Raw genomic sequence first — 25,069 nt, 5'->3', positions numbered from 1 at the left:
CCCTCACACACTAATTGCGATTGGCTGCGGGGTGCTGGCCAAAAGACGTTTGATTTCCGGTACGCAGGAGCCGCATTGCGTGCCGCAGCCCAGTTCCTGCTTGAGGCCGTCCAGGTCCAGGCCCTGGGCAATACTTGCGCATACGGCGTTTTCACTGACGTTCTTGCAGTTGCACAAAATCTTGCTGCTGGCCGCCGCACCGCCTGGTGGCGCGCTTAATGGCGCCAGGAGCCAGCGTCGCAGCTGTTCGTCGGCGCGACCTTCCAGCCATAGGCTTTGCAGCCAGTGACGGGCCAGGGTTTCGCCGGCCAGGCGCAGGGCGGTGATGCGTCCCTTCTCGATCTTCACGCGCTTGCCGATTGAGCGGCGCGGGTCGTCGTAGGCCATGACCGGCCCGTCGTCCAGTCCCAGCAGTTGGTCAATGCGGTTCAGCTGTTGCAGGTCGGGTGCCTCGGTATGTGCCGCCCGCACCAGCAGCGCTGGTCTCTCACGTCCGGCCAGGCTCAGGCTCACGTAGGCAAAGCCCTCACACAGCGGGCGCAGGGCTTCGAAGTGTTGCTGCACATCGCCCTCGATCAGCGCAAACAGCTGCCACGGCAGTTGCACCGCTTCCAGGCGTACGCCGCTGTGCTTGAGTTCCGGCTGCTTGGACAGTGGATCGAACGCCGGTTGGGTGAGAACGTTCACGCCACCCTTGAGAAAGCGGTCGCCCCAATGCATAGGCAGGAACGCCTGGCCGGGGCGCACGCTGTCATCGCTGCTGACGGCGACGATCACATTGCCTCGACGGCTTTTCAGGTTGACCAGGTCACCTTCTTTGAAACGATGGCGACGCAGTTCGTCCGGGTGCAGGCCCAACAATGCCTCGCTGACATGCCCGAACAACTGCGCGGCCGTGCCGGTGCGGCTCATGCCATGCCACTGGTCGCGCAGGCGCCCGGTGATCAGGGTCAGGGGGAATCGTGCGTCACGCTGTTCCTTGGCGGCGCGGTAAGGGTCGGCGATAAACCGCGCCCGGCCATCGTCCGTGGGGAAAATACCGTCGGTGTACAGGCGCGGCGTACCCGTCTGCGCGCCCTCGGGAAATGGCCATTGCTGTGGGCCAAGCTGGTCGAGCAGGGCATGACTGATCCCCGACAAGTCCAGGTCACGGCCTTGAGTCAGTTGCTTGAATTCATCAAACAACTGCGCCGGCTCTTCAAAGGCGAACAGGCTGGGCGCGCCGGGCCGCAGGCGCTGTTCCAGGCGCTGTGCGAAATCCACGGTGATTGCCCAGTCCGCCCGCGCCTCTCCCGGTGGGTCGATGGCATGGCGTACGTGGGAAATGCGCCGTTCGGAGTTGGTCACGGTGCCGTCCTTTTCGCCCCAACTGGCTGCCGGCAGCAGCAGGTCGGCATAGGCGGCGGTTTCGGTGGTGCGGAACGCCTCCTGTAGCACCACGAACGGGCACGCCGCCAAGGCTGCGCGCACGGCACTCTGGTCTGGCAGGGATTGGGCAGGGTTGGTGCAGGCGATCCACAGGGCCTTGATCTTGCCGGCCTGCACCTGTTCAAACAGTTCGATCGCAGTGAGGCCGGTGGGCGCCGGCAGTTGATCCACGCCCCAATAACGCGCGACCTCGGCGCGATGTTCTGGGTTGGTTGCGTCACGATGGCCCGGCAGCAGGTTGGATAGGCTGCCGGTCTCGCGCCCACCCATGGCATTCGGTTGTCCAGTCAGGGAAAACGGCCCGCAGCCCGGCCGGCCAATGGTGCCCGTGGCCAGGTGCAGGTTGATTAATGCGCTGTTTTTCGCGCTGCCAGCAGTGGATTGGTTAAGCCCCATGCACCACAGCGACAAAAAACTACTGGAAGTGCCTATCCACTGGGCGCACAGGCGCAACTGCTCGACACTGATGCCGCACAGCTGCGTGACCATTTGCGGCGTGTAGTCATGCACCAGGCGTTTCAGCTCGGCCAGGCCCTCGGTGTGGGCCTGGATAAAGGCGTGGTCGATCCAGCCTTCCCACAGCAGCAGATGCAAGATCCCATGGAACAACGCCACATCCGTCCCCGGCAGGATTGCCAGGTGCAGGTCAGCCAAATCGCAGGTGTCTGTACGCCGAGGGTCAATCACCACCACTTTCATCTGCGGGCGTTGCGCCTTGGCTTGCTCCAGGCGTCGGAACAGTACCGGGTGGGCGTAGGCCATATTGCTGCCGACGATCATCACGCAGTCGCTGTTTTCCAGGTCTTCATAGCTGCACGGCGGTGCATCGGCGCCCAGGCTGCGTTTGTAGCCGACCACGGCCGAAGACATGCACAGCCGTGAGTTGCTGTCGATATTGTTGGTGCCAACCAAGGCCCGGGCCAATTTGTTGAAGCTGTAGTAATCCTCGGTCAGCAGCTGCCCCGAGATATAGAACGCCACGCTGTCGGGCCCATGTTCGGCGATGGTGTCGGCGAACACAGTGGCCGCGTGTTCCAGGGCGGTGCCCCAATCGGTGCGCGTGCGTGCCAAGTCCTTGCCCAGGCGCAATTGCGGGTACAGGGCGCGCGCGCTCAAGTCGCCGGTCAGGTGCAGGCTCGCGCCTTTGCTGCACAACTTGCCGAAGTTGGCCGGGTGGTTTGGGTCGCCTTGCACGCCGAGGATCTGCACGCCGTCGTGCTCGATCAGCACGCCGCAGCCCACCCCGCAATAACAGCAGGTGGACGCGGTGGTCTGGCGGTTCATCAACCAGCGTCCCGTAGGGCCAGCATCACCCGACCGTTTTCCACCCGGGCCTGGTGATGGTGGGCGCAGCCGATATCCGGGGCCTGGGCTTCGCCGGACGCCAGGTCAATCTGCCAGTTGTGCAGCGGGCAGGCAACGCGCTTGCCGTAGATCAAGCCTTGGGACAGCGGGCCGCCCTTGTGCGGGCAACGGTCGTCGAGGGCGAAGACTTCGTCGTCACTGGTGCGAAAAATCGCGATGTCGCCTTTCGGCCCACTGATGATGCGCGAGCCCAGGGTGTTGATTTCATCCAGGGCGCAGATATCCAGCCAGTTCATAGCGAGACCTCCAGCTGTTTGACAGCGATAACGTCGAATTCCTTTTTCAGCAGCGGCTGTTCCAGACGCTCTTTCCACGGGTCCTGCTCGAATGACAGCGAGAACTGCAGGCGCTCGTTGAGGGCCTTGCGGCGGGCCGGGTCCTCAAGCACCGCCTTCTTGATATGCTCCATGCCAACCCGTTGCAGGTAGTGCACCGTGCGCTCCAGGTAGAAAGCTTCTTCACGGTACAGCTGCAGGAACGCGCCGTTGTATTCGCGCACCTCTTCAGCGGTTTTCAGCTTGACGAAGAACTCCGCGACTTCGGTCTTGATCCCGCCATTGCCGCCGATGTACATCTCCCAGCCAGAGTCGACGCCGATGATTCCGACATCCTTGATCCCCGCTTCCGAGCAATTGCGTGGGCAGCCGGAGACCGCCAGCTTGACCTTGTGGGGCGACCACATATTGAACAGGTCATGCTCCAGCTCGATGCCCAGTTGCGTGGAGTTCTGCGTGCCGAATCGGCAGAACTCGCTGCCCACGCAGGTTTTCACGGTGCGGATGGACTTGCCGTAGGCGTGGCCTGACGGCATATCCAGGTCCTTCCATACGCCCGGCAAGTCCTGCTTTTTGATGCCGAGCAGGTCGATACGCTGGCCGCCCGTGACCTTGACCATCGGCACGTTGTACTTGTCGGCTACGTCGGCAATTCGGCGCAGCTCCGAGGGGTTGGTCACTCCGCCCCACATCCTTGGGACTACCGAGTAGGTGCCGTCTTTCTGAATATTGGCGTGGGCGCGCTCGTTGATCAGCCGCGATTGCGGGTCGTCCTTGGCCTCGCCGGGCCAGGTGGAAATCAAGTAATAGTTGAGGGCCGGGCGGCAGGTGGCGCAGCCATTGGGCGTGCGCCAGTTGAGGTAACGCAGGGTGCTGTCGATGGTCAGCAGGTGCTGCTCGCGGATGGCCTGGCGGATCTGCCCGTGATTGAGATCGCTGCAGCCGCAGATGGCCTTTTCGCTTTTGGGTTTAACGTCGGCGGCACCGCCCACGGTGTTGATCAGGATCTGTTCCACCAGGCCAGCACAGGAGCCGCAGGAACTGGCGGCCTTGGTGTGCTTTTTCACCTCGTCGACGCTGAACAAGCCTTGTTCCTGGATCGCCTTGACGATGGTGCCCTTGCACACGCCGTTGCAGCCACAGACTTCGGCGCTGTCGGCCATGCTCATGGCCTTGTCCTGCCCTTGGTGGCCGACGTCGCCCAGCGCATTCTCACCGAACATCAGGTGATCGCGAATTTCGCCAATGGCGTGGTTCTCGCGAATCTGACGGAAATACCAACCACCATCCGCGGTGTCGCCGTACAGGCAGGCACCGACCAGGATGTCATCCTTGATCACCAGCTTCTTGTACACGCCGCCGATCGGGTCGGAGAGGGTGATGGTCTCGGTACCTTCTGCGCCCATGAAGTCGCCGGCGGAGAACAGGTCGATGCCGGTGACTTTCAACTTGGTCGAGGTGACCGAGCCCTTGTAGGTGGCAAAACCCAGCTGGGCCAGATGGTTGGCGCAGACCTTGGCCTGTTCGAAAAGGGGCGCCACCAGGCCATAGGCGATGCCGCGATGGCTGGCGCATTCGCCGATGGCGTAGATGCGCGGATCGTAGGTTTGCATCGTGTCATTGACCAGGATCCCACGGTTGCAGGGGATGCCGGACTTTTCCGCGAGTTCGGTATTGGGGCGGATACCGGCGGCCATCACCACCAGGTCGGCGGGGATGATGTCGCCATTCTTGAACTGCACCGAGCCGACCCGGCCATTGCCGGCGTCGTGCAGGGCCTGGGTCTGTTCGCACAGGCGAAACACCAGCCCACGGCTTTCCAGCTCGGTCTGCAGCAGTTGGCCGCTGGTTTTGTCCAGCTGGCGTTCCAGCAACCATTCGCCCAGGTGCACCACGGTTACATGCATGCCACGCAGCATCAGGCCATTGGCAGCTTCCAGGCCGAGCAGGCCGCCGCCGATCACCACCGCATGCTTGTGGGTCTTGGCGGTGTCGATCATGGCCTGGGTATCGGCGATATCGCGGTAGCCAATCACGCCCTGCAGGGTGTTGCCGGGGATCGGCAGGATAAACGGCGTGGAACCGGTGGCGACCAGCAGGCGATCATATTCGGCCTCAGTACCGTCTTCGGCGATGACTCTGCGCTTGACCCGGTCGATCTGCACCACCTTGCGGTTGAGCAGCAACTTGACGTTGTTGTCCAGGTACCAGTCCAGGTCGTTGAGTACGATCTCTTCGAAGGTTTGCTCACCGGCCAGCACCGGCGACAGCAGGATGCGGTTGTAGTTGGTGTGGGGCTCGGCGCCGAACACGGTGATGTCATAAATGTCGCTGCTGAGCTTGAGCAGTTCTTCCAGGGTACGCACCCCGGCCATGCCGTTGCCGATCATCACCAGCTTGAGTTTTTTCATGTCGCTCTCCGACCAAACACGCGCAAACAAAAAAAGGCGTCCCCGCTAGTCAGCTAGCGAGGACGCCTTTGTCCTGGTCCCGTTCTCTCGGGAAGCACGCGCCTTCGTCGTTGAAGGGGCGGCTGTATGTGGGTTGTTGGGGAAGCTAATGCAGCAGCTGTGCCAAGTTCCCATGCCCCCTGTTTTATTGGGCGTTTAAATAGCGCCTCGACGGATTTTGCTCGTTAGTGGTGCAAAAGCCAGTACATCAGCACCAGATTGATCAGCAGCGAAGCCACCGCCAGGGTCTGCCACACCTTGAGCGGTTCGCGCTCCAGCAAAGGCCGTGGTCGTACATTGAGTTCGCGGCGGTCGGCCTGTTCCAGTACCAGCAGCCATTCTTCGGCGGTTTCATAACGTTGGGCGGGAAGGACGGCCACGGCACGTTCCAGACTCAGGGGCAACCAATCCGGCAAGTCGGGACGATAGCGGCTGGCGCTGACCGGCTGGTTAAAGCGCGGGCGTTGGAAGGCTTCGATTTCGCCGTAGGGGTAATGCCCGGTCAGCAGGTAATACAAGGTCACACCAACGCCATACAAATCCTGTTGCGCCGTAGGCTGCTCGCCACCGAAGGCTTCCGGTGCAATAAAGCTCGGGGTGCCGGGCAGCAGATGGGCGCGGTCTTCAGACAGCCCAGGGCAGTAGGCCAGGCCGAAGTCCAGCACCCGCAGTTCGCCATCGTCCCCCAGCAGCAGGTTTTCCGGCTTGATATCGCGGTGCAGGATCTGTCGGCGATGCAGCAGGCCTACGGCGCGCAGCAAACGTTCGGCGATAGTCTGCCACTGCGCCAGCGGCAACGGGCCTTGCTGCTGGAACAGCTGGGCCAGGGTCTGCCCGGGATATTCGCGCATGACGTAGTACAAATGCTGACGACCACTGGCGGCGTGGACTTCAGGAAAGGCGCGGCCGGCGACTCGGCGCAGGAACCATTCTTCCGACAACAAGGCTTGGGCCGCTTCGGTGTCGTCGTCGTCGTGGCTCAGTGGCAGGGTCTTGAGCAGCCAGGGTTGATGCTGGGCATCGCGGACCCGATACAGCAGCGACTGCCGACTCTCGGCCAGCACGCTCTCCACTCGCCAGCCTTCAAAGGTCTGGCCGGCCTTCAGCACTGGCGGCAGCGGCCATTGCTGTAACTGCACCAGGGCGTCGCCGAGGGTGGCGGCGCCGAGTTGGTCGATGCGCACCAGCAACGCACTGGCGTTATCTTGGCTGCCGGCCAGGTGCGCAGCGTTGACCAGGGTGTTGACGGCCAGGTCGAGGTCGCTTTGTTCACGCAGGATCGTGCCGATGCTGGCGTCGCCCAGCGTGGCCCACACCCCGTCGCTGAGCAGCAGGAAGCATTCACCTTCGCGCAGTTCGCCGTCGAGGAAATCCAGCACCAGGTGCTGATCCAGGCCGAGGGCGCGCTTGAGCACATGTTGCATGCCCGGCTGTTCCCACACATGGTCTTCGCTGATGCGTTGCAACTCGCCGTCGAGCCAGCGATATACCCGGCAATCGCCGACATGGGCCAGGGTGAAACGCCGGCCGCGAAACACCAGGGCGCTCAAGGTAGTCAGCAACGGTTGCCCGCCGCCATTGGCCTGCAACCAGCGGTTCTGCGCCAGCAGCAGACGCTCCAGCGCCTGGGCCACGCCCCAGGTCTGCGGTGTGGCGTAGTAGTCCAGGGCCAGGGCCTGCAGGGTCGAGCGTGCGGCCAGGCCACCGTCGGCGCATTGGCTGACGCCATCGGCCAGAGCGCACAGGTAGCCTTTGCTCGCCGCCAGTTCCGCCAGGGGCGTGACCACGCGCAGCGCATCCTGGTTTTCGCTGCGCGGGCCGATGGCACTGGCCTGGGCGACGCTCAGTTGCAGGCTCATCAGACGCGTGCGGCGGTCACGGCGGCCGAACCCCAAGTGGTTCTCCAGCGCCGCTTCACGCCATGCAGGCCGAACCAGGCCACCACACCGAGACTGGCGAACAGCCATAGGGCCAGTTGATAACTGCCGGTACTCTGTTTGATCGCACCCATTCCGGCGGCGAGGGCGAAGCCGCCGATGCCGCCGGCCATGCCGATCAGTCCGGTCATCACGCCGATTTCGCGCCGAAAACGCTGGGGCACCAGTTGGAACACCGCGCCATTACCGGCGCCGAGGCCGAGCATGGTGCAGACGAACAGCGCCAATGCCGCGTAAGAACTCGGCAGGTTGAAACCTACTGCAGCGATGCACACCGCCGCCACGCCGTACATGCCGAGCAGGGTGCGAATCCCGCCGAATCGATCCGCCAGGGCGCCGCCCAAGGGCCGCATCAGGCTGCCGCCGAACACGCAGGCGGCGGTGTAGTAGCCGGCAGTCACCGGGCTCAGGCCGTACTGGTCGTTGAAGTAGCCGGGCAGGGCGCTGGCCAGGCCGATAAAACCGCCGAAGGTCACGCTGTAGAAAAACATGAACCACCAGCTGTCGCGGTCGCCCAGGGCCTTGAAGTAGTCGGCCATGGATTTGGCTTTCGGCCGCTCTGGGGCATTGCGTGCGAGCCAGGCGAACACGATCAGCGTCAGCACCAGCGGAATCAGCGCAAAGCCGAACACGTTGCTCCAGCCGAACGCGGCCGCCAGCACCGGTGCCAGCAATGCGGCGAACACGGTCCCGGAGTTACCGGCGCCGGCGATGCCCATGGCCTTGCCCTGGTGTTCCGCCGGGTACCATTGGGACGCCAAGGGCAGGGCGACCGCAAAGGAGGCACCAGCCATGCCCAGGAACAGGCCCAGCAGCAAGGCTTGCTCGTAGCTGTGGATCCCCAGTTTCCAGGCACAGAACAGCGCCACGATCACAATCACCTGACCAATCAAACCTGCGGTCTTGGGCGATAGCTTATCGGCCAGCATGCCCATCAGAAAGCGCAGCAGCGCGCCCGCCAGGATCGGTGTCGCCACCACCAGGCCACGCTGTTGAGTGGTCAGCTGCAAGTCGGCGGCAATCTGCACCGCCAGCGGGCCCAGCAGGTACCAGACCATGAAGCTCAGGTCGAAATACAGGAACGCGGCGAACAGGGTCGGGGTATGCCCGGATTTCCAAAAGCTTGATTTCATCATGCACCTCAACGGTTGGGGGCTAGGGGACCAAAACGCAAAAAACGCCGCCACCAGGTTCGCGAGGGGCAAACCGGATGGGCGACGTCTTTGTCGTGGAGGGGCAACCGCCGTTGGCTACCTGTCAGGATTGTTTAGCAAGAGCTGAGCCAGATCAGCCGAGCAACTCGCTCATGGCAATAATCTGCTCCGCCACCTGGATCAGTTTCTGTTGGCGACTCATGGCCTGGCGGCGCATCAGGGTGTAGGCCTCTTCTTCATTGCAGTCCTTCATTTTCATCAACAGGCCCTTGGCCAACTCGATGCGCTTGCGCTCGGCCAACTGCTGGTCGCGGGCGTGAAGCTGGGCGCGCAGGGCCTGGTCGCTCTCGAAGCGGGCCATGGCCACATCAAGAATCGGTTGCAGGCGCTGGGCCTGGATGCCTTCGATAATATAGGCACTGACCCCGGCCCTGATTGCCTGACGCATCACGTGCGGGTCGTGCTCATCGGTAAACATCACGATGGGCCGGGGTTGGTCGCGGCTGACCAGCACCACTTGCTCCATCACATCGCGACCGGGTGACTCGGTATCGATCAAGATCACGTCCGGGCGCACCGTTTCGACGCGTGCGGGCAGGTCGATGGTCAGCCCCGACTCATCGATCACTTCGAAACCAGCCTCGGTCAGCGCAGCCTTGAGGCGCCCGACCTTGCGCGCAGTGTCATTGATCAACAGGATTCGCAGCATTGTCTTACCCCTTTCAGCGCAGCGCTTGGCGGCTGGCGTCATCGGCCAGGGCATGCAGGCGAAAGCTGCGGGCGTAGCCGGCAGGGTCGGAGCCGTCCCAGGTCTTGCCGTCGATCAACGTGCTGCTGCGCATCTCTGAGTCGCTGGCGGCAATGCCCAGCGTCTCGGCCGCCTGGCGATACAGCGCCAGTTGCTGCACCTGCCGGGCGACGCCCAGGTAGTCAGGGTCTTCACGCAACAAGCCCCAGCGTCGGAACTGGGTCATGAACCACATACCGTCGCTGAGGTAGGGCAGGTTCACCTCGCCACCGGCAAAAAAACGCAATGCGTGGGGATCTTGCCACTGGTTGCCCAGGCCATCGTCATAGTTGCCCAACAGTCGCGGCTCGATACAGTCCAGTGGGGCGTCCAGATACTCAGGGGCACTGAGCAGTTGCGCAGTGGAGCGGCGGTTTTCGCTGCCCTGTTCGATAAACCGGCTGGCCTCGAGGATCGCCATCACCAGCACGCGGGCGGTATTGGGATACTCGTCGACGAAGGCCTGGGTGCAGCCCAGGACTTTTTCCGGATGATCGGGCCAGATCGCCTGGCTGGTCGCCAGGGTAAAGCCTTGATTTTCCTTCACTGCGCTGGCGCTCCAGGGTTCGCCGACACAAAACCCCTCGATGCGTCCGGCTTGCAGGTGCGCAACCATCTGCGGTGGCGGCACCACTACGCTGTTCACATCCCGCAACGGATGAATGCCTTGGCTGGCCAGCCAGTAATACAACCACATGGCGTGGGTGCCGGTGGGAAATGTCTGGGCGAAGGTCAGTTTCGTCCGGCTTTGGTGCACATGGCGTTCCAGTGCCTCAGGAGTGACCACACCCTGGGTTTGCAGGCCGCGGGACAGGTTGATGCTCTGGCCGTTCTGGTTCAGCCCCATCAGCACCGCCATGGGGCAGGGTGCGACACCGCCGATGCCCAGATGCACGGCATAGATCAGCCCGTAGAGACTGTGGGCGGCGTCCAGTTCGCCGCTGACCAGCTTGTCACGCAGGTTGGCCCAGGACGACTGGCGCTTGAGATTCAGCGTGAGGCCATAGGGTTGGGCAAAGCCCTGGGTGGCGGCAACTACCAGCGAGGCGCAATCGGTCAATGCCATGAAGCCCAGGTCGAGGCTGCTTTTTTCCGGGGCGTCACTGCCGTTTACCCAAGCCAGTGGATCGTTCATCAACACCTGCCTTTTTCCAGGAAAGCCGTGATTCCCTGGGGTGGCGGTGCAGGCCATTGCAGGGTAACCACGCCTATGTACGTAGGCTCGCCGAGTCTTTGGCGCGGGCCTGTTACAGAGTGCATAGCAAGGCACATGCCATGGGCTGGAAGGTGGGTTCTGCCGTCAGCTTTCCATCATGATTGAACCTCGTGCGCCTCGCAGTATGGCCGCTTCTTCAAGCCATACAGCCCGGGAATATCTACGGTGCACCCTGATTCATCTGTAACGATCAAATACCGCTGGCTGTACCTCGGGCTGATCTGTGGCGTGTTGTTGCTGGGCAGTCGAGCTGCCTGGTGCGAGGCGTACCTGGCACGGGATGAAGGCTTGCACACCTTCAGCCGTGCCCCATTGCCGCCCACGACCGTGCTGGCGCAGTTGACCACTGCGCAACTTGAGCCTGTGCAACGTGCGTTCCTGCAAACAGATCCTGAGTTTTCCCCCTGAAAAAGGCCTTTGTCCATGCACCTGGAAATACTGTTGCAGGAACAACTGATCAGCCGCAAGCGTCTGGCTGCGTTCGCACCGGGGAAGGTGCTGCCCTTGGATCCAGGGGTAACCCGATGTGTGGAGGTGCGGGTCAATGGGCAACTGATGGCATTGGGTGAGCTGGTGCAACTGGAGGACCGGCTGGGGGTGGAGTTGCAGGAGACCTATCAGGAGTGGATCTCTCAATAAGAGCGGGTAGCGAATTGTCCTACCGGAGGGTGCAAAAAAAAGTCGGCTGAATGGGTTTTGTCCTAGCGCGGGCAGAAGTGCCGATTTCTATAGTTGTGACATTGGCGCGAGCTGGCACAGGAAATAAGGATTTTGAATGGCAGTAGTCGAATGCAGAGGTGTGTATGGTCGTCGTGACTGCTGAACCTGCGACTTCCCTGGTCTTTGCTCGCTGGACTTTGCATGGCGATGGCCGGTTGACGGGCGGGCACGCGGATATTCAGTTGCCACCCAAGGAGGGGCAGGTTCTGCGTCTGCTGCTGGCCTCCGGTGGCACGTTGATGACCAAGGACCGTTTGTTGGAACTGGCCTGGTCCCGGGGCGAGGTGGCCGATGAGTCACTGACGCGATGCATTTACTCCCTGCGCAAGCACCTGGGTGCTGACAAAGGATTTATCAAGACGATCTACGGCAAGGGGTATCGCTTTACCTGCCCGGTGCGGGTGGTTAGCGACCCATCAAGGCACGTTGTGCACGTGTGCTCATTCTGCGGTCAGGCCAGCAATGCTTAAGGGGGGGAGCAGGAGCCTGCTGCTCGGCTTGCTGATGGGCAGCAACCAGGCACTGGCCTATTGCTGGGACGAAATGGCCCGGCGATACGATCTGGAACCTGAGTTGTTGCAGGCCATCGCTGCAGTAGAGTCGGGTTACCGCTCCCAGGCAATGAACTACACCAACCGCAACGGCACGCGTGATATCGGCCTGATGCAGATCAACAGCATCCACCTGCCGCGTTTGCTCAAGCAGGGCATTACCGAAGAGCGTCTGCTGAACGAGCCTTGCCTGTCAGTGGAGGTCGGTGCCTCGATCCTGGCTGAGTTTATCCAGCGTTTCGGATATAACTGGACGGCGGTGGGTGCCTACAACGTCGGGCCGGGGCCAGGCCCGCAACGTGAGGCACTACGCCTGCGGTACGCGGAAAGGATCTGGGTGCGTTATGAAGCGCTGGTTTCGCAGCGTCAATGAGATCAGCGCGGCGCGCCTCGCATGCGGCCCGCCACCCCGGCTATAATCGGCGCCACCTTTTGCCGCCATCCGAGTCTAGCCCGCCCATGTATACCTTGGCCCGCCAGCTGTTGTTCAAACTCTCCCCGGAAACCTCCCACGATCTGTCCCTGGACCTGATCGGTGCCGGTGGCCGCCTGGGACTCAATGGCCTGGTATGCAAGGCCCCGGCGAAAATGCCGGTGTCGGTGATGGGGCTGGATTTCCCTAACCCGGTCGGCCTGGCAGCCGGCCTGGACAAGAACGGCGCGGCCATCGATGGGTTCGCGCAGCTGGGGTTCGGCTTTGTCGAAATCGGCACCGTGACCCCGCGGCCACAACCGGGCAATCCCAAACCACGCATTTTCCGCTTGCCGGAAGCCGAGGCGATCATCAATCGCATGGGTTTCAACAATCTGGGCGTCGACCATCTGCTGGCGCGGGTCCAGGCGGCGAAGTACACAGGCATCCTTGGTATCAACATCGGCAAGAACTTCGATACGCCGGTTGAGCGCGCGGTGGATGACTACCTGATCTGCCTGGACAAGGTCTATGCGCACGCCAGCTATGTCACCGTCAACGTCAGCTCGCCCAATACGCCGGGCCTGCGCAGCCTGCAGTTTGGTGACTCCCTCAAGCAACTGCTCGAAGCCTTGCGCCAACGCCAGGAAGATCTGGCCGTGCGCCATGGCAAGCGCGTGCCATTGGCGATCAAGATCGCGCCGGACATGAGCGATGAAGAAACCGTGCTGGTGGCCCAGGCCCTGGTGGAGTCGGGGATGGACGCAGTGATTGCAACCAACACGACCCTCAGCCGCGTGGGCGTCGAAGGCCTGGCCCATGGTGACGAGGCGGGCGGCCTGTCGGGCGCGCCGGTGCGGGACAAGAGCACCCATATCGTCAAGGTGCTGGCGGCCGAGTTGGCTGGGCGGTTGCCGATCATCGCGGTGGGCGGTATCACCGAAGGCAAGCACGCTGCCGAAAAGATCGCGGCTGGCGCGAGCCTGGTGCAGTTGTATTCAGGGTTTATCTACAAGGGACCGGCGCTGATACGCCAGTCGGTGGATGCCATCGCTGCCTTGCGCTGATGTAAACGCTAATCGGCAGGTAATAAAAAGGGCTCCATAAAGGAGCCCCTGGGCCGAAGCCCGCCGCCCGGATGGGGCGCGCGTGGTTAAGTCGTTACATATTCAGAGGTGTGTGTCGGAATTTAAGTGCCCTGATTAGCCGACGGCGTGAAGTTCGTTGAGTCTGTGTATGCCCGCAGTGCCAGTCATACCGTCCCAGTTGTCGCCGCGTCCTTCTCGCCAGCCATTGATCCAGGCTTGGCGTACCGACGGTAGAGTAAATGGGCAAAGCTCACGGGATTTTCCATGAACACCATATTGATATCCGCGTAAAAATGCTCTTTCCAACGGATCACGCTTAAGTCTTCTCATAGGGTGTTTCCCTCACTTGTTGACTGTCTAGATATCCTTCGGCCTTGTCCAAGGCCGGGCAGAGTTTTTCTGCCGTTGGTGGGCTCGCTGCCGGCGTGGCGAGCCGATGTGTCGGCGTCGTTACGGCGCCAACCTGTGTTGAGTTCTAACCAATAGGTCACATGGATTCAATGATCGTTTTGTCATAAGCACGTAACGATAACGATGCTATAGCCATAAGCTGGGATGGCTTTTCGTCCCTTTTATTGGGCAAAGCCAGCTATGATGTGCCCTGCAAAGAGAAAGGGTTTAATCCTTTAGTGAGAATTTCCGCCTGTTGCAGTCGGTTATTATTCGACGAAGGGTCAGAATATTTCGTTTTGTTGCGGATGTAATCGCTAAAAAGTTCTCTCTGCCCCGTCAATAAAGGCCCGAGGGCCCGTCAGACGGGGTGGAACGGCACATTCGTGCCACGCGAGCACTCTTCAAGAAAAGTGCTTGATTGAAAACCGAGCCGGCGATGCGTCGCCCGTTCATTTATTGCTGAAAAGCCTGGAATGCCCCATGTCGGACCGTTTTGAACTCTTCCTCACTTGCCCCAAGGGCCTTGAAGGCCTGCTGATCGAGGAAGCCGTCGGGCTTGGCCTTGAGGAAGCCCGCGAGCACACCTCGGCTGTGCGCGGCATGGCCGACATGGAAACCGCGTACCGCCTGTGCCTGTGGTCGCGCCTGGCCAACCGTGTGCTGCTGGTGCTCAAGCGCTTCCCGATGAAGGACGCCGAAGACCTCTACCATGGTGTGCTGGATATCGAATGGGCCGACCACATGGTGCCCGATGGCAGCCTGGCGGTGGAGTTCAGCGGTCATGGCTCGGGCATCGACAACACCCACTTCGGCGCGCTGAAGGTCAAGGATGCGATCGTCGACAAGCTGCGTACCCCGACCGGCGAACGTCCGTCCATCGACAAAATCAACCCTGACCTGCGCATTCACCTGCGCCTGGACCGTGGCGAAGCGATCCTGTCCCTGGACCTGTCCGGCCACAGCCTGCACCAGCGCGGCTACCGCCTGCAGCAGGGCGCGGCACCGTTGAAGGAGAACCTGGCGGCAGCGATTTTGATCCGCGCCGGCTGGCCACGCATCGCCGCCGAAGGCGGCGCGCTGACTGACCCGATGTGCGGCGTAGGCACCTTCCTGGTCGAAGGCGCGATGATCGCCGCCGACATGGCCCCCAACCTCAACCGCGAACTGTGGGGCTTCACCACCTGGCTGGGCCACGTCCCGGCGCTGTGGAAGAAGCTGCACAGCGAGGCCACCGAACGCGCGGCCATCGGCATGAACAAACCGCCGTTGTGGGTACGAGGCTACGAAGCTGACCCACGCCTGATCCAGCCGGCACGCAACAACATCGAGCGCGCTGGCCTGAGCCATTGGATCAAGGTGTACCAGGGCGAAGTCGGCACCTTCGAGCCGCGCCCGGACCAGAACCAGAAAGGCCTGGTGATCTGCAACCCGCCCTACGGCGAGCGCCTGGGTGACGAAGCCAGCCTGTTGTACCTCTACCAGAACCTCGGCGAGCGCCTGCGCCAGGCCTGCATGGGCTGGGAAGCGGCGGTGTTCACCGGCGCGCCGGACCTGGGCAAGCGCATGGGCATCCGCAGTCACAAGCAGTATTCCTTCTGGAACGGCGCATTGCCGTGCAAATTGCTGCTGATCAAGGTCAACCCGGATCAGTTCGTCACCGGCGAACGCCGTACCCCGGAACAGCGCCAGGCCGAGCGTGAGCAAGCGGCTTACGACCAGGCCCCGACCGAGCCGGTAGAGCGCCAGTACAACAAGAACGGCAACCCGATCAAGCCGGCCCCGGCGCCCGTGGTAGAGCAGGCGCGCTTGAGTGAAGGCGGGCAGATGTTTGCCAACCGCCTGCAAAAGAACCTCAAGCTGTTGGGCAAATGGGCCAAGCGTGAAGGCGTGGATTGCTACCGTGTGTATGACGCTGACATGCCTGAATACTCCATGGCTATCGACCTGTACCACGATTGGGTGCACGTGCAGGAGTACGCCGCGCCGAAATCCATCGACCCGGAAAAAGCCTCGGCCCGCATGTTCGATGCCCTGGCAGCGATTCCCCAGGCACTCAACGTCGACAAGAGCCGCGTGGTGGTCAAGCGTCGTGAGCGCCAGAGCGGTACCAAGCAATACGAACGCCAGAGCGCCCAGGGCAAGTTCACCGAAGTCAGTGAAGGCGGCGTGAAGTTGCTGGTCAACCTCACCGACTACCTGGATACCGGCCTGTTCCTCGATCACCGCCCGATGCGCATGCGTATCCAGAAGGAAGCGGCGGGCAAGCGCTTCCTCAACCTGTACTGCTACACCGCCACCGCCAGTGTGCACGCCGCCAAGGGCGGTGCGCGCAGCACCACCAGCGTCGACCTGTCCAAGACCTACCTGGACTGGGCGCGTCGCAACTTCTCGCTCAACGGTTTCTCCGACAAAAACCGGCTGGAGCAGGGTGACGTCATGGCATGGCTGGAGGCCAGCCGCGATGAGTTCGATATGATTTTCATCGACCCGCCGACCTTCTCCAACTCCAAGCGCATGGAAGGCATCTTCGATGTGCAGCGCGACCACGTGCAGTTGCTCGACCTGGCCATGGCCCGCCTGGCACCGGGTGGAGTGTTGTACTTCTCCAACAACTTCCGCAAGTTCCAGCTGGAAGCCAACCTCAGTGAACGCTATGCGGTCGAGGAGATCAGCGACAAGACCATCGATCCGGATTTTGCGCGCAATGCGAAGATCCACCGGGCCTGGAAAATCACCGCACGCTGATTAAACATCAGAAGTTCTGAATGCGTTGAGTATCCAGTGTGGGAGGGGGCTTGCTCCCGATAGCAAAGTGTCAGTCACCCGATGTATTGACTGATACACCTCTATCGGGAGCAAACCCTCTCCAACATCAAGCGCCCGCAGTTTTTACGCTGGTCAAACCCTGGGCCAATGGCTATAACTGAAAGCCTAGCCATAGTGACGCCCCCGCACGCTGGCGTTGCGAGTGTTGCCCATGCCGATGCAAGCCGGTCGCCCGAAAATCCTTGGTTTTATCAGTGAGCAGGCGTCGGCTTGGCTGGTGGCGTTGGTCGTACTGTCGGTCGGTAGCGCGTTGACGGTGGTTGTCGCGTGGGCGGCGGCCGACCTGTATCAGCAGCAGGTGCACCAGCGTTTCCAATTGTTGGTCAATGAACGCTTCACTCGTATCCAGGAACGTTTCGAAGATCAGGAACAACGCCTGGGTAGCTTGCAGCGTTTCTTCGCCAATTCCGCTGATGTGTCCCGTAGCGAGTTCGACGGTTTTGCCCAGCCGCTGCTGCTGCATGCCCGTGCCTATTCCTGGGCGCCGCGGGTATTTCGCGAGCAGCGCAGCCAGTTTGAACAACAAATCTCACGCCAGCGCGGCGTACCTTTTGCGATCCGTGAACTGAATGCCTTGGGCGAGTTGGCGCCGGCCACCGAGCGCGATGAATACGTCCCGGTACTCTACAGCCAGACGCAAAGCCTGCTGGGCGCCCCCTTGGGTTTTGACCTGCTGGCCCAGCCTTTGCGCCGCTCAGCCCTGGAACGTGCACAACAAAGCGGCAAGCCTGCGGTGTCACAACCCATGCAATTGGTGGGCGTCGAGCCTGCCTATGCAGCCGGAGTATTGCTGGTAGCGCCGGTCAGCAAAGCTGGCGATACCGAGCCCTACGGTTTTGTCATGGCGGTGATCAGCATGCGCCAGCTGGTGACCGACGGTTTACCCAAACCGAACCGCGACAACCTGGTGATGCAGATCGTCGATACTTCCGACAGCCAGCAGCGGGAGTTATATGCGTCGAGCAATGCACTGGGCAACAGTGACCTGTCGTCTACGCGCCGTCTTGCCCTCGGTGACCATGTCTACGCCCTGAGCGTGCGTGCGAGCCAGGTGTTCGACATGGCGAATCACTCGTCCATGAACACCGTTCTGGCCATGGGCGTGCTGCTCAGTGCCTTGCTCAGTGCCTTGCTCTACGTGTTGGTCAGCCAGCGCCAGCGCGCGTTGAAACTGGTGGAGCAGCGTACCGTGCAGTTGCGCTTGCGAGAGCAGGAGTTACGTGGGGCTCATGGTCAGCTGCGCAGTGTGCTGAACGCGGCGACCCAAGTGGCGATCATCGCTACCGACTTGCGTGGTGTGATCAACACCTTCAACGCTGGCGCCGAACGCATGCTGGGGTTCAAGAGCGAAGAGGTGCTGGGCCGCCTGAAATTGGAAAGCCTGCACCTGGCCTCGGAACTTGAAGCACGCGCTGTGCCGTTGAGCGCGGCGTTGGGCAAGCGCATCCCGCCGAGCCAGGCGATGCTGGTGGAGAGCCCTGACAGCCAACATGAAGCCCGGGAGTGGACGTTGGTACGCAAGGACGGCAGCCAGCTGACCGTCAACATGCTGGTAACGGTACTGCTGGACGACTACGGCCTATGGGTCGGGCATTTGGCGATTTACCTGGACATCACCGCGCAGAAGGGCGCCTACGAAGCCCTTGCCGCGCGGGACCGCTTGCTTAAAAAGCTCAGCAGTCACGTGCCTGGCGGAATCTTCCAGTTCACCCTGGAACCCCAGGACAACTGGCGTTTCATCTACGCCAGCCAAGGCATGCGCGATATCTATGAAATTGAACTCGGCGTATTGCAACAGGATGCGCGCACGGTGTTCGAGCGCATTCACCCGTTGGACGCCGAGCGGGTGCGGGCGTCGATTCGTTTGTCGGCCCTGCAATTGAGCCACTGGCGCGAAGAGTACCGCGTGCAATTGCCGCAGCGAGGCCTGCGCTGGATTCGCGGCGAGGCGACGCCGGAGGAATTACCGGGAGGCGGTACGCTCTGGCACGGTTATGTATCGGATATCTCCGATCTCAAGCGGGTCGAGGAAGAACTGCGTGCGCTGTCCATCACCGATTCATTGACGGGCATTTATAATCGCCGTTATTTCCAGGATCGCCTCAAGGTCGAGATGCTCCGCCTTAACCGCAGCGCCGGTACTCTGTCGTTGATCATGCTCGATATCGATCACTTCAAGCGGATCAACGACCAGCACGGCCACGCCATGGGTGACCGCGTATTGCAGGAGTTGTGCAAGCGCATTGGCCAGCGTTTGCGGCGTACCGATGTCTTCTGCCGGGTAGGCGGCGAAGAGTTCGCGGTGCTGTGCCCCGGCACCGATGGCGCCCAGGCTTACAGCCTGGCGACGCAGTTGTGGCAGTCGTTGCGCAATACGTCGATGGAACCGGTGGGTATCGTCACCGCCAGCTTTGGCGTGGCCAGTTGGCGGGCCGATGAGGATATAGATGGGTTGCTGCTGCGTGCGGATTCGGCGGTGTATGTGGCCAAGCAGGCGGGCAGGGACCGGGTCGAGGCGTGTGGGAGTGGGCAAGCCCTAATGCCTGTAGGAGCGAGCTTGCTCGCGAAAAAGCCGTAGACGCCGCGTTTACTCAGGAAACACGCGTTAACGTTGACGATTTTCGCGAGCAAGCTCGCTCCTACAGGGTTTAGAGAACCGGCGCGGCCGCCACCGCCTTCGGCTGGCGATACAGGTCCAGCAACACCTGGTCCAGCACCGACGATGCACCCCATGGTTTGTTGTCATTGAGGATCGCCACCACCGCCCAGGTGTTGCCGTTGTTGTCGCGGCTGAACCCGGCGATGGCACGCACGGTATTCAATGTGCCGGTCTTCACATGGGCTTCGCCGCGCATGGCGGTGGTCTTCAAACGTTTACGCATGGTGCCATCGGTGCCGGCGATTGGCATCGAGCTGATGTACTCCGCCGCATAGGGGCTTCTCCAGGCCGCTTGCAGCATGGCCGCCATCTCGCGGGCGCTGACCCGTTCGGCGCGGGACAGGCCAGAGCCGTTCTCCATCACCAGGTGCGGCGCGGTAATGCCTTTCTTCGCCAGCCACTGGCGCACGACGCGTTGCGCGGCCTTGGCATCGTCCCCATCGGCATCGTTGCGAAACTGCGCGCCCAGGCTCAGGAACAACTGTTGGGCCATGGTGTTGTTACTGTACTTGTTGATGTCGCGGATGATTTCCGCCAGGTCCGGCGAGAACGCGCGGGCCAGTACCTTGGCATCCTTGGGCACTGGCGCCTGGATATCACGGCCCTGGATGGTGCCGCCCAATTCCTTCCAGATTGCACGCACGGCACCGGCGGTGTAGGTGGCGTGGTCAAGCAGTGACAGGTAGGTCTGCGAGCTGCAGCCATCCGCCAGTTGGCCGCTGACAGTCACGGTCACACTGCCGTCGGCGGCAGTCACGGGGCTGTAGCGCACGTCACCGGTGCACTGCTTGGCGTTGGTGACCTTCACTTGGTTGTCGATGCGAATGCTGGCAATCGGCGGCTCGACTGACACTATCACCCTTCCAGAATCATTGCGGGTCACGAAGCGCAGGGCCTTGAGGTTGACCAGCAAGGCGTCGGGCTTGACCAGGAACGGCTTGTTTTCGTCGTTGCCGTCGTCATTGAACTCAGGCAATTGCGGCTGATTGAAGAAGTTGCGGTCCAGTACCAGGTCGCCAGTGACTTGCTGCACGCCATTGGCGCGCAGGTCGCGCATCAGCAACCAGAGTTTTTCCATGTTCAGCTTGGGGTCGCCACCGCCCTTGAGGTACAGGTTGCCGCGCAACACGCCGCCGCTGAGGGTACCGTCGGTGTAGAACTCGGTCTTCCACTGGTGGTTGGGGCCGAGCATTTCCAGAGCCGCGTAGGTGGTGACCAGCTTCATAGTGGAGGCCGGGTTCACTGAAACATCGGCATTGAACACAGTGGGGGTGCCGGGGCCGTTCAGCGGCAGCATTACCAGGGACAGCGCGGTGTTTTGCAGCTTGGCTTTCTGCAGGGCCTGGGCAACGCTGGGCGGCAGGGTGGTATTAATAGGAGCAGCAGTGGCACAGAAGGCCAGTGGCAAGAGGAAACCGGCGAATAACACTGAACGTAAAGATTTGATCATAAGAGGTAAAACCCTACTGCTGAGGAGGGTGAAAAGGTGAGGGGTATGAAAGAAAATCCCTCAATGGTCACGAAAGTGTCGGCATTATGCCCCAAGCTGGAACCACTTGTAGCTCAACGATAGCTGCTAATTGTGGTTTTTTGTCGGCTTTTGCCCGCCCGTCCCAGAGAGTCGGGCAATTGCCGCCTTAAACTGCTAAAGTGCCGCCCGTTATTACTTATGAGGATTGTTCCAATGGCGACTAACCGTTCCCAGCGTCTGCGCAAAAAACTGTGCGTTGATGAATTTCAAGAGCTGGGTTTCGAACTGAACCTGGACTTCAACGAAGGCCTGAGTGAAGAAGCTATCGACGCTTTCCTCGAAGCATTCATCAAAGAAGCCATGGAAGCCAACGGTCTGGGCTATGTCGGCGGCGACGACTACGGTCTAGTTTGCCTGCAGAAGCGTGGCTCGGTTTCCGAAGAGCAGCGCGCTGCTGTTGAAGCCTGGCTGAAAACCCGTTCCGAGCTGACCAAGGCTGAAGTCAGCCCGCTGTTGGACGTGTGGTATCCGGAAAAGCCGATCAACGCGGCCAAGTGATACTAAATAAAACGGCGACCTGAGGGTCGCCGTTTTTTTATGCCTTGCGCCAATTCAGAATCAGCAACGTCAACACCCCCGCCACAATCCCCCAGAACGCCGAACCGATGGAAAACAACGTCAAGCCTGACGCCGTGACCATAAAGGTGATCAGCGCCGCTTCCCGCTCTTTCGGCTCATTCATGGCGATGCTCAGGCCATTGATGATCGAGCCAAACAGCGCCAGGGCTGCAATCGACAATACCAACTCCTTGGGCAGCGCCGCGAACAGTGCCGCCAGCGTTGCGCCGAATACTCCGGCAATCCCGTAGAACACCCCGCACCACACCGCTGCGGTGTAGCGCTTGTTGCGGTCTTCATGGGCATGGGGCCCGGTGCAGATTGCCGCGCTGATGGCCGCCAGGTTGATGCCGTGGGAGCCGAACGGAGCCAGCACCAGCGAGGCCAGGCCAGTGGTGGTGATCAGCGGCGACGCTGGGACGTTGTAGCCGTCGGCCCGCAGCACGGCAACGCCGGGCATGTTCTGCGAGGTCATGGCCACCACGAACAGCGGGATGCCGATGCTGATGGTCGCCGCCAGTGAGAAGTGCGGCGTGGTCCACACCGGCGTCGCCACTTCCAGGTGGAAGCCGCTGAAATCCAACAGCCCCATCAGCCCAGACAGCGCGGTGCCAATCAGCAGCGCGGCGAGCACGGCATAACGCGGGGACAGACGCTTGATGACCAGATAGGTGAAAAACATCCCCAGCACCAGTCCGGTACGATGCTGCGCGGCGACAAAAATCTCGCTGCCGATCTTGAACAGGATCCCCGCCAGCAGCGCCGCCGCCAGCGACGCCGGGATCCGCTTGACCAGCTTTTCAAAGCTGCCGGTCAATCCGCAAATCGTTACCAGCACCGCGCAGGTGATGTAGGCGCCAATGGCCTCGCCATAACTCACGCCGCCTAAGCTTGTGATCAACAGCGCGGCGCCCGGTGTGGACCAGGCGATGGTGATAGGCGTGCGATAGCGCAACGACAGGCCAATGCTGCACACCGCCATGCCGATGGAAATCGCCCAGATCCACGAGGAAATCTGCGCCGTGGTCAAGCCGGCGGCCTGGCCAGCCTGGAACATCAGCACCAGGGAGCTGGTGTAGCCGGTCATCATGGCGATAAAGCCGGCGACGACGGCCGACGCAGAAGTGTCGGCCAGCGGGCGCAAGGGCGCTTGGGTGGCATCGGTCATGGAGGGGTATTCCTTTTACCTGACTACGCACAGTGTAGGAGCGAGCTTGCTCGCGAAAAACGCCAACGATGACGCGCGGTTTCTGGAGGATTGCTGCGCTCTCGGGGTTTTCGCGAGCAAGCTCGCTCCTACAGTGCGATATCGTTTATGGGAAATCGTGGAATCAAGCCTAAACTCAAACGTAACGAGTCATTGCAATACAGCCGGGGCCGCAAACAGCCGTACAGTGTGTTGGCGCATCGGGTTGTGTACAATGTGCCCTGTTTTTAGGTGATACTTGCCAGCGTAGCGTCGTTGCCGTATTACCGTTATTTCGCCGCCGTTCTCCAAACCCGAGTGCCCATGAACGAACAGTTGCAACCTCTCAAGAAACAACCGCGAGCCGGCAAGACCGGTCGCAGCGGAACCCAGGACGATATTGTCTACGCGCATATCTTCGAGGCGATCCTCGAACAACGCCTGGCGCCCGGAACCAAATTGAGTGAAGAGGCACTGGGCGAGATCTTCGGCGTGAGCCGCACCATCATCCGCCGTGCGCTGTCGCGCCTGGCCCATGAGGGTGTGGTGCTGCTGAGGCCCAATCGCGGCGCGGTGGTTGCCAGCCCAAGCGTGGAAGAAGCGCGCCAGGTGTTCATGGCCCGGCGCCTGGTGGAGCGGGCGATCACTGAATTGGCGGTGCAGCACGCCACCGCCGAGCAGTTGGCCGAGTTGCGCCAGATGGTCAACGACGAGCGCGACAGCTTTTCCCGTGGCGATCGCGGTGCGGGTATCCGCCTTTCGGGCGAATTCCACCTGAAATTGGCTGAGGCAGCAAAAAACGCGCCGCTGATCAGCTTTCAGCGCAGCCTGGTGTCCCAGACCTCATTGATCATCGCCCAGTACGAAAGCGGCAACCGCTCGCACTGTTCGTATGATGAACACACCCAGTTGATCGACGCGATCGAAGCCCGCGATGCGGTGCTGGCGGTGAACTTGATGATGCATCACATGGACCATATCGACAGCAAGCTCAACCTCGATGAAGAGAGCGCGTCGGATGACTTGCATGCGGTGTTCTCGCATTTATTGCAGACCAAAAAGCCCGGGCGCTCGTCGGTAAAACTGTAATCTCCCTGATTCACTGGGGGATAAAAATGTGGGAGGGGGCTTGCTCCCGATAGCAGAGTGTCAGTAGCAGATAGGCTGACTGACACACCGCTATCGGGAGCAAGCCCCCTCCCACATTGGTTTTGTGTTGTGGCTGGGTTCAGCGTTGATGCACCAACTGTCCGGCTGCATAGGTCTGCAACACCGTCCGATCATCCCCCAGCGTCATCAATACAAACAGCGTCTCGGCAATGTTATTGGCCTGTTTCAAGCGATAGCTCAGCAGCGGCGTGGCGTTGTAGTCCAGCACCAAAAAGTCCGCATCCGTGCCAGGCTGCAACGTGCCGATCCTGTCTTCCAGACGCAACGCCCGCGCACCGCCCAGGGTCGCCAGGTACAGCGATTTGAACGGGCTCAACCGTGCCCCGTGCAACTGCATGACCTTGTAGGCTTCATTCAATGTTTGCAGGAGCGAGAAGCTGGTACCGCCACCCACGTCGGTGCCCAGGCCCACGTTGAGTTTGTGTTTCTCCGCCATCGGCAGGTTGAACAAACCACTGCCGAGAAAGAGATTCGACGTCGGGCAGAATGCGACTGCCGAGCCGGCCTTTGCCAAGCGTGCGCACTCGTCATCACACAGGTGCACGCCATGGGCAAATACCGAGCGCTCGCCCAGCAGTTTGTAATGGTCGTACACATCCAGGTAGCCGCTACGCTCCGGGAACAGTTCCTTCACCCACTCGACTTCCTGCTTGTTCTCACTGATGTGGGTCTGCATGTACAGGTCCGGGTATTCCCCCAGCAGTTTCCCGGCCAGCGTCAATTGCTCTGGTGTGCTGGTGGGGGCAAAGCGTGGCGTCACCGCGTAATGCAGGCGGCCTTTGCCGTGCCAGCGCTCGATCAGCGCCTTGCTTTCCTGATAGCCGGATTCGGGCGTGTCAGTCAGATAGTCCGGCGCATTGCGGTCCATCATCACCTTGCCGGCGATCATGCGCAGGTCGAGCTTCTCGGCCGCTTCAAAGAATGCATTCACCGATTGCGGGTGCACGCTGCCGAACACCAGCGCGGTGGTGGTGCCGTTGCGCAGCAGTTCCTTGATGAAGATATCCGCGACTTCCTCGGCGTGGGCCTTGTCGGCGAACTGGCTTTCACACGGGAAGGTGTAGGTGTTGAGCCAGTCCAGCAACTGTTCGCCATAGGCACCGACCATGCCGGTCTGCGGCAGGTGGATATGGGTGTCGATCAGGCCGGGGGTGATCAGCGCGTCCTGGTAGTGGGTGATGTCGATATCGGCAGGCAGGCTCGGCAGCAGATCGCTGGCGTGACCGAGCGCGCTGATCTGACCGTTATCGATCACCAGCAGGCCATCTTCGAAATACTCGTAGGAGGCTTCGATGCCAACGACGGCAGGGTCGTCGATGCTGTGCAGGATGGCGGCACGGTAGGCTTTGCGAGTCAAAGGCAT

20 protein-coding genes are annotated in these 25,069 nt (G+C 61.2%); 9 read left to right on the top strand and 11 right to left on the bottom strand.

The genetic code is table 11. The features are described 5' to 3' along the window. Positions 1-3: 3 nt before the first annotated feature. The 7 genes from QZR30_RS16525 to QZR30_RS16495 form a co-directional block, all read right to left on the bottom strand. Complete coding sequence (locus QZR30_RS16525; RefSeq protein WP_311903696.1) at positions 4-2,712, bottom strand: nitrate reductase; 2,709 nt, start codon at positions 2,710-2,712, stop codon at positions 4-6. Then, on the bottom strand, positions 2,712-3,029 hold the full coding sequence (gene nirD / locus QZR30_RS16520; protein WP_005790365.1) for a nitrite reductase small subunit NirD: 318 nt from the start codon (positions 3,027-3,029) through the stop codon (positions 2,712-2,714). Before nirD ends, QZR30_RS16525 begins: the two co-directional genes overlap by 1 nt. Further along, positions 3,026-5,479: a nitrite reductase large subunit NirB gene (nirB, locus tag QZR30_RS16515; RefSeq protein WP_046071666.1), complete on the bottom strand. Its 2,454-nt coding sequence runs from the start codon at positions 5,477-5,479 to the stop codon at positions 3,026-3,028. The genes nirD and nirB overlap by 4 nt, the downstream gene beginning before the upstream one ends. A gap of 224 nt (positions 5,480-5,703) precedes the next feature. Next, the gene (locus tag QZR30_RS16510) at positions 5,704-7,377 is read right to left on the bottom strand and encodes a bifunctional protein-serine/threonine kinase/phosphatase (RefSeq protein ID WP_311903710.1); all 1,674 of its coding nucleotides are present in this window, start codon (positions 7,375-7,377) and stop codon (positions 5,704-5,706) included. Next, a complete protein-coding gene (locus QZR30_RS16505) occupies positions 7,377-8,588 on the bottom strand; it encodes a nitrate/nitrite transporter (RefSeq protein ID WP_311903694.1) in 1,212 nt (403 codons plus the stop codon). The genes QZR30_RS16510 and QZR30_RS16505 overlap by 1 nt, the downstream gene beginning before the upstream one ends. A 154-nt stretch (positions 8,589-8,742) precedes the next feature. Continuing rightward, positions 8,743-9,318, bottom strand: a complete 576-nt coding sequence (locus QZR30_RS16500) for an ANTAR domain-containing response regulator (protein WP_046071668.1) — start codon at positions 9,316-9,318, stop codon at positions 8,743-8,745. A 13-nt stretch (positions 9,319-9,331) separates the two neighbouring features. After that, the gene (locus QZR30_RS16495) at positions 9,332-10,531 is read right to left on the bottom strand and encodes a CmpA/NrtA family ABC transporter substrate-binding protein (protein ID WP_311903693.1); all 1,200 of its coding nucleotides are present in this window, start codon (positions 10,529-10,531) and stop codon (positions 9,332-9,334) included. Between the two features lie 246 nt (positions 10,532-10,777). Here QZR30_RS16495 and QZR30_RS16490 point away from each other — a divergent pair, with 246 nt between their 5' ends. From QZR30_RS16490 to QZR30_RS16470, 5 genes are all read left to right on the top strand, one after another. Beyond that, entirely contained in the window at positions 10,778-11,020 is a 243-nt protein-coding gene (locus QZR30_RS16490; protein WP_311903691.1) for a hypothetical protein, read from the top strand. Between the two features lie 15 nt (positions 11,021-11,035). Further along, complete coding sequence (locus QZR30_RS16485; RefSeq protein ID WP_043047071.1) at positions 11,036-11,251, top strand: FliM/FliN family flagellar motor switch protein; 216 nt, start codon at positions 11,036-11,038, stop codon at positions 11,249-11,251. 164 nt (positions 11,252-11,415) lie between these two features. Further along, a complete protein-coding gene (locus tag QZR30_RS16480; RefSeq protein ID WP_046071671.1) occupies positions 11,416-11,802 on the top strand; it encodes a winged helix-turn-helix domain-containing protein in 387 nt (128 codons plus the stop codon). Continuing rightward, on the top strand, positions 11,795-12,256 hold the full coding sequence (locus QZR30_RS16475; RefSeq protein ID WP_046071672.1) for a transglycosylase SLT domain-containing protein: 462 nt from the start codon (positions 11,795-11,797) through the stop codon (positions 12,254-12,256). Before QZR30_RS16480 ends, QZR30_RS16475 begins: the two co-directional genes overlap by 8 nt. A gap of 86 nt (positions 12,257-12,342) precedes the next feature. Next, positions 12,343-13,362 carry a quinone-dependent dihydroorotate dehydrogenase gene (locus tag QZR30_RS16470; RefSeq protein ID WP_043047068.1) on the top strand — a complete coding sequence of 340 codons (1,020 nt, stop codon included), beginning with the start codon at positions 12,343-12,345 and terminating at the stop codon, positions 13,360-13,362. A gap of 135 nt (positions 13,363-13,497) precedes the next feature. Here QZR30_RS16470 and rmf read toward each other — a convergent pair whose 3' ends face one another. Then, a complete protein-coding gene (gene rmf / locus QZR30_RS16465; RefSeq protein ID WP_002553055.1) occupies positions 13,498-13,713 on the bottom strand; it encodes a ribosome modulation factor in 216 nt (71 codons plus the stop codon). 543 nt (positions 13,714-14,256) lie between these two features. Here rmf and rlmKL point away from each other — a divergent pair. Together rlmKL and QZR30_RS16455 are read left to right on the top strand one after the other, a co-directional pair. Continuing rightward, positions 14,257-16,521 carry a bifunctional 23S rRNA (guanine(2069)-N(7))-methyltransferase RlmK/23S rRNA (guanine(2445)-N(2))-methyltransferase RlmL gene (rlmKL, locus tag QZR30_RS16460; RefSeq protein WP_046071673.1) on the top strand — a complete coding sequence of 755 codons (2,265 nt, stop codon included), beginning with the start codon at positions 14,257-14,259 and terminating at the stop codon, positions 16,519-16,521. A gap of 232 nt (positions 16,522-16,753) precedes the next feature. Then, a complete protein-coding gene (locus QZR30_RS16455; protein WP_056845686.1) occupies positions 16,754-19,180 on the top strand; it encodes a sensor domain-containing diguanylate cyclase in 2,427 nt (808 codons plus the stop codon). Between the two features lie 70 nt (positions 19,181-19,250). Here QZR30_RS16455 and dacB read toward each other — a convergent pair whose 3' ends face one another. Further along, positions 19,251-20,711, bottom strand: coding sequence for a D-alanyl-D-alanine carboxypeptidase/D-alanyl-D-alanine endopeptidase (gene dacB / locus QZR30_RS16450; RefSeq protein WP_046071674.1), 1,461 nt, complete (start codon positions 20,709-20,711; stop codon positions 19,251-19,253). A gap of 234 nt (positions 20,712-20,945) precedes the next feature. On the opposite strand from dacB, the gene QZR30_RS16445 reads away from it, so the two are divergent. Then, a complete protein-coding gene (locus QZR30_RS16445) occupies positions 20,946-21,290 on the top strand; it encodes a YggL family protein (RefSeq protein ID WP_003193255.1) in 345 nt (114 codons plus the stop codon). Positions 21,291-21,327: 37 nt separating this feature from the next. Here the strand turns inward: QZR30_RS16445 and QZR30_RS16440 are convergent, their stop codons facing one another. Beyond that, positions 21,328-22,518, bottom strand: a complete 1,191-nt coding sequence (locus QZR30_RS16440; protein WP_043047064.1) for a benzoate/H(+) symporter BenE family transporter — start codon at positions 22,516-22,518, stop codon at positions 21,328-21,330. Positions 22,519-22,860: 342 nt separating this feature from the next. On the opposite strand from QZR30_RS16440, the gene QZR30_RS16435 reads away from it, so the two are divergent. Next, positions 22,861-23,625, top strand: coding sequence for a GntR family transcriptional regulator (locus QZR30_RS16435; RefSeq protein WP_046071676.1), 765 nt, complete (start codon positions 22,861-22,863; stop codon positions 23,623-23,625). A gap of 139 nt (positions 23,626-23,764) precedes the next feature. Here QZR30_RS16435 and guaD read toward each other — a convergent pair whose 3' ends face one another. After that, positions 23,765-25,069 (bottom strand): guanine deaminase, encoded by a 1,305-nt coding sequence (gene guaD, locus QZR30_RS16430; RefSeq protein WP_311903688.1) that lies wholly within the window; start codon positions 25,067-25,069, stop codon positions 23,765-23,767.

Source organism: Pseudomonas sp. rhizo25 (assembly GCF_031931935.1).
In the GTDB taxonomy this organism is placed as follows: domain Bacteria; phylum Pseudomonadota; class Gammaproteobacteria; order Pseudomonadales; family Pseudomonadaceae; genus Aquipseudomonas; species Aquipseudomonas synxantha.
Note: the sequence above shows the minus strand (reverse complement) of the source record. Positions and strands in the feature narration are given on the sequence as shown.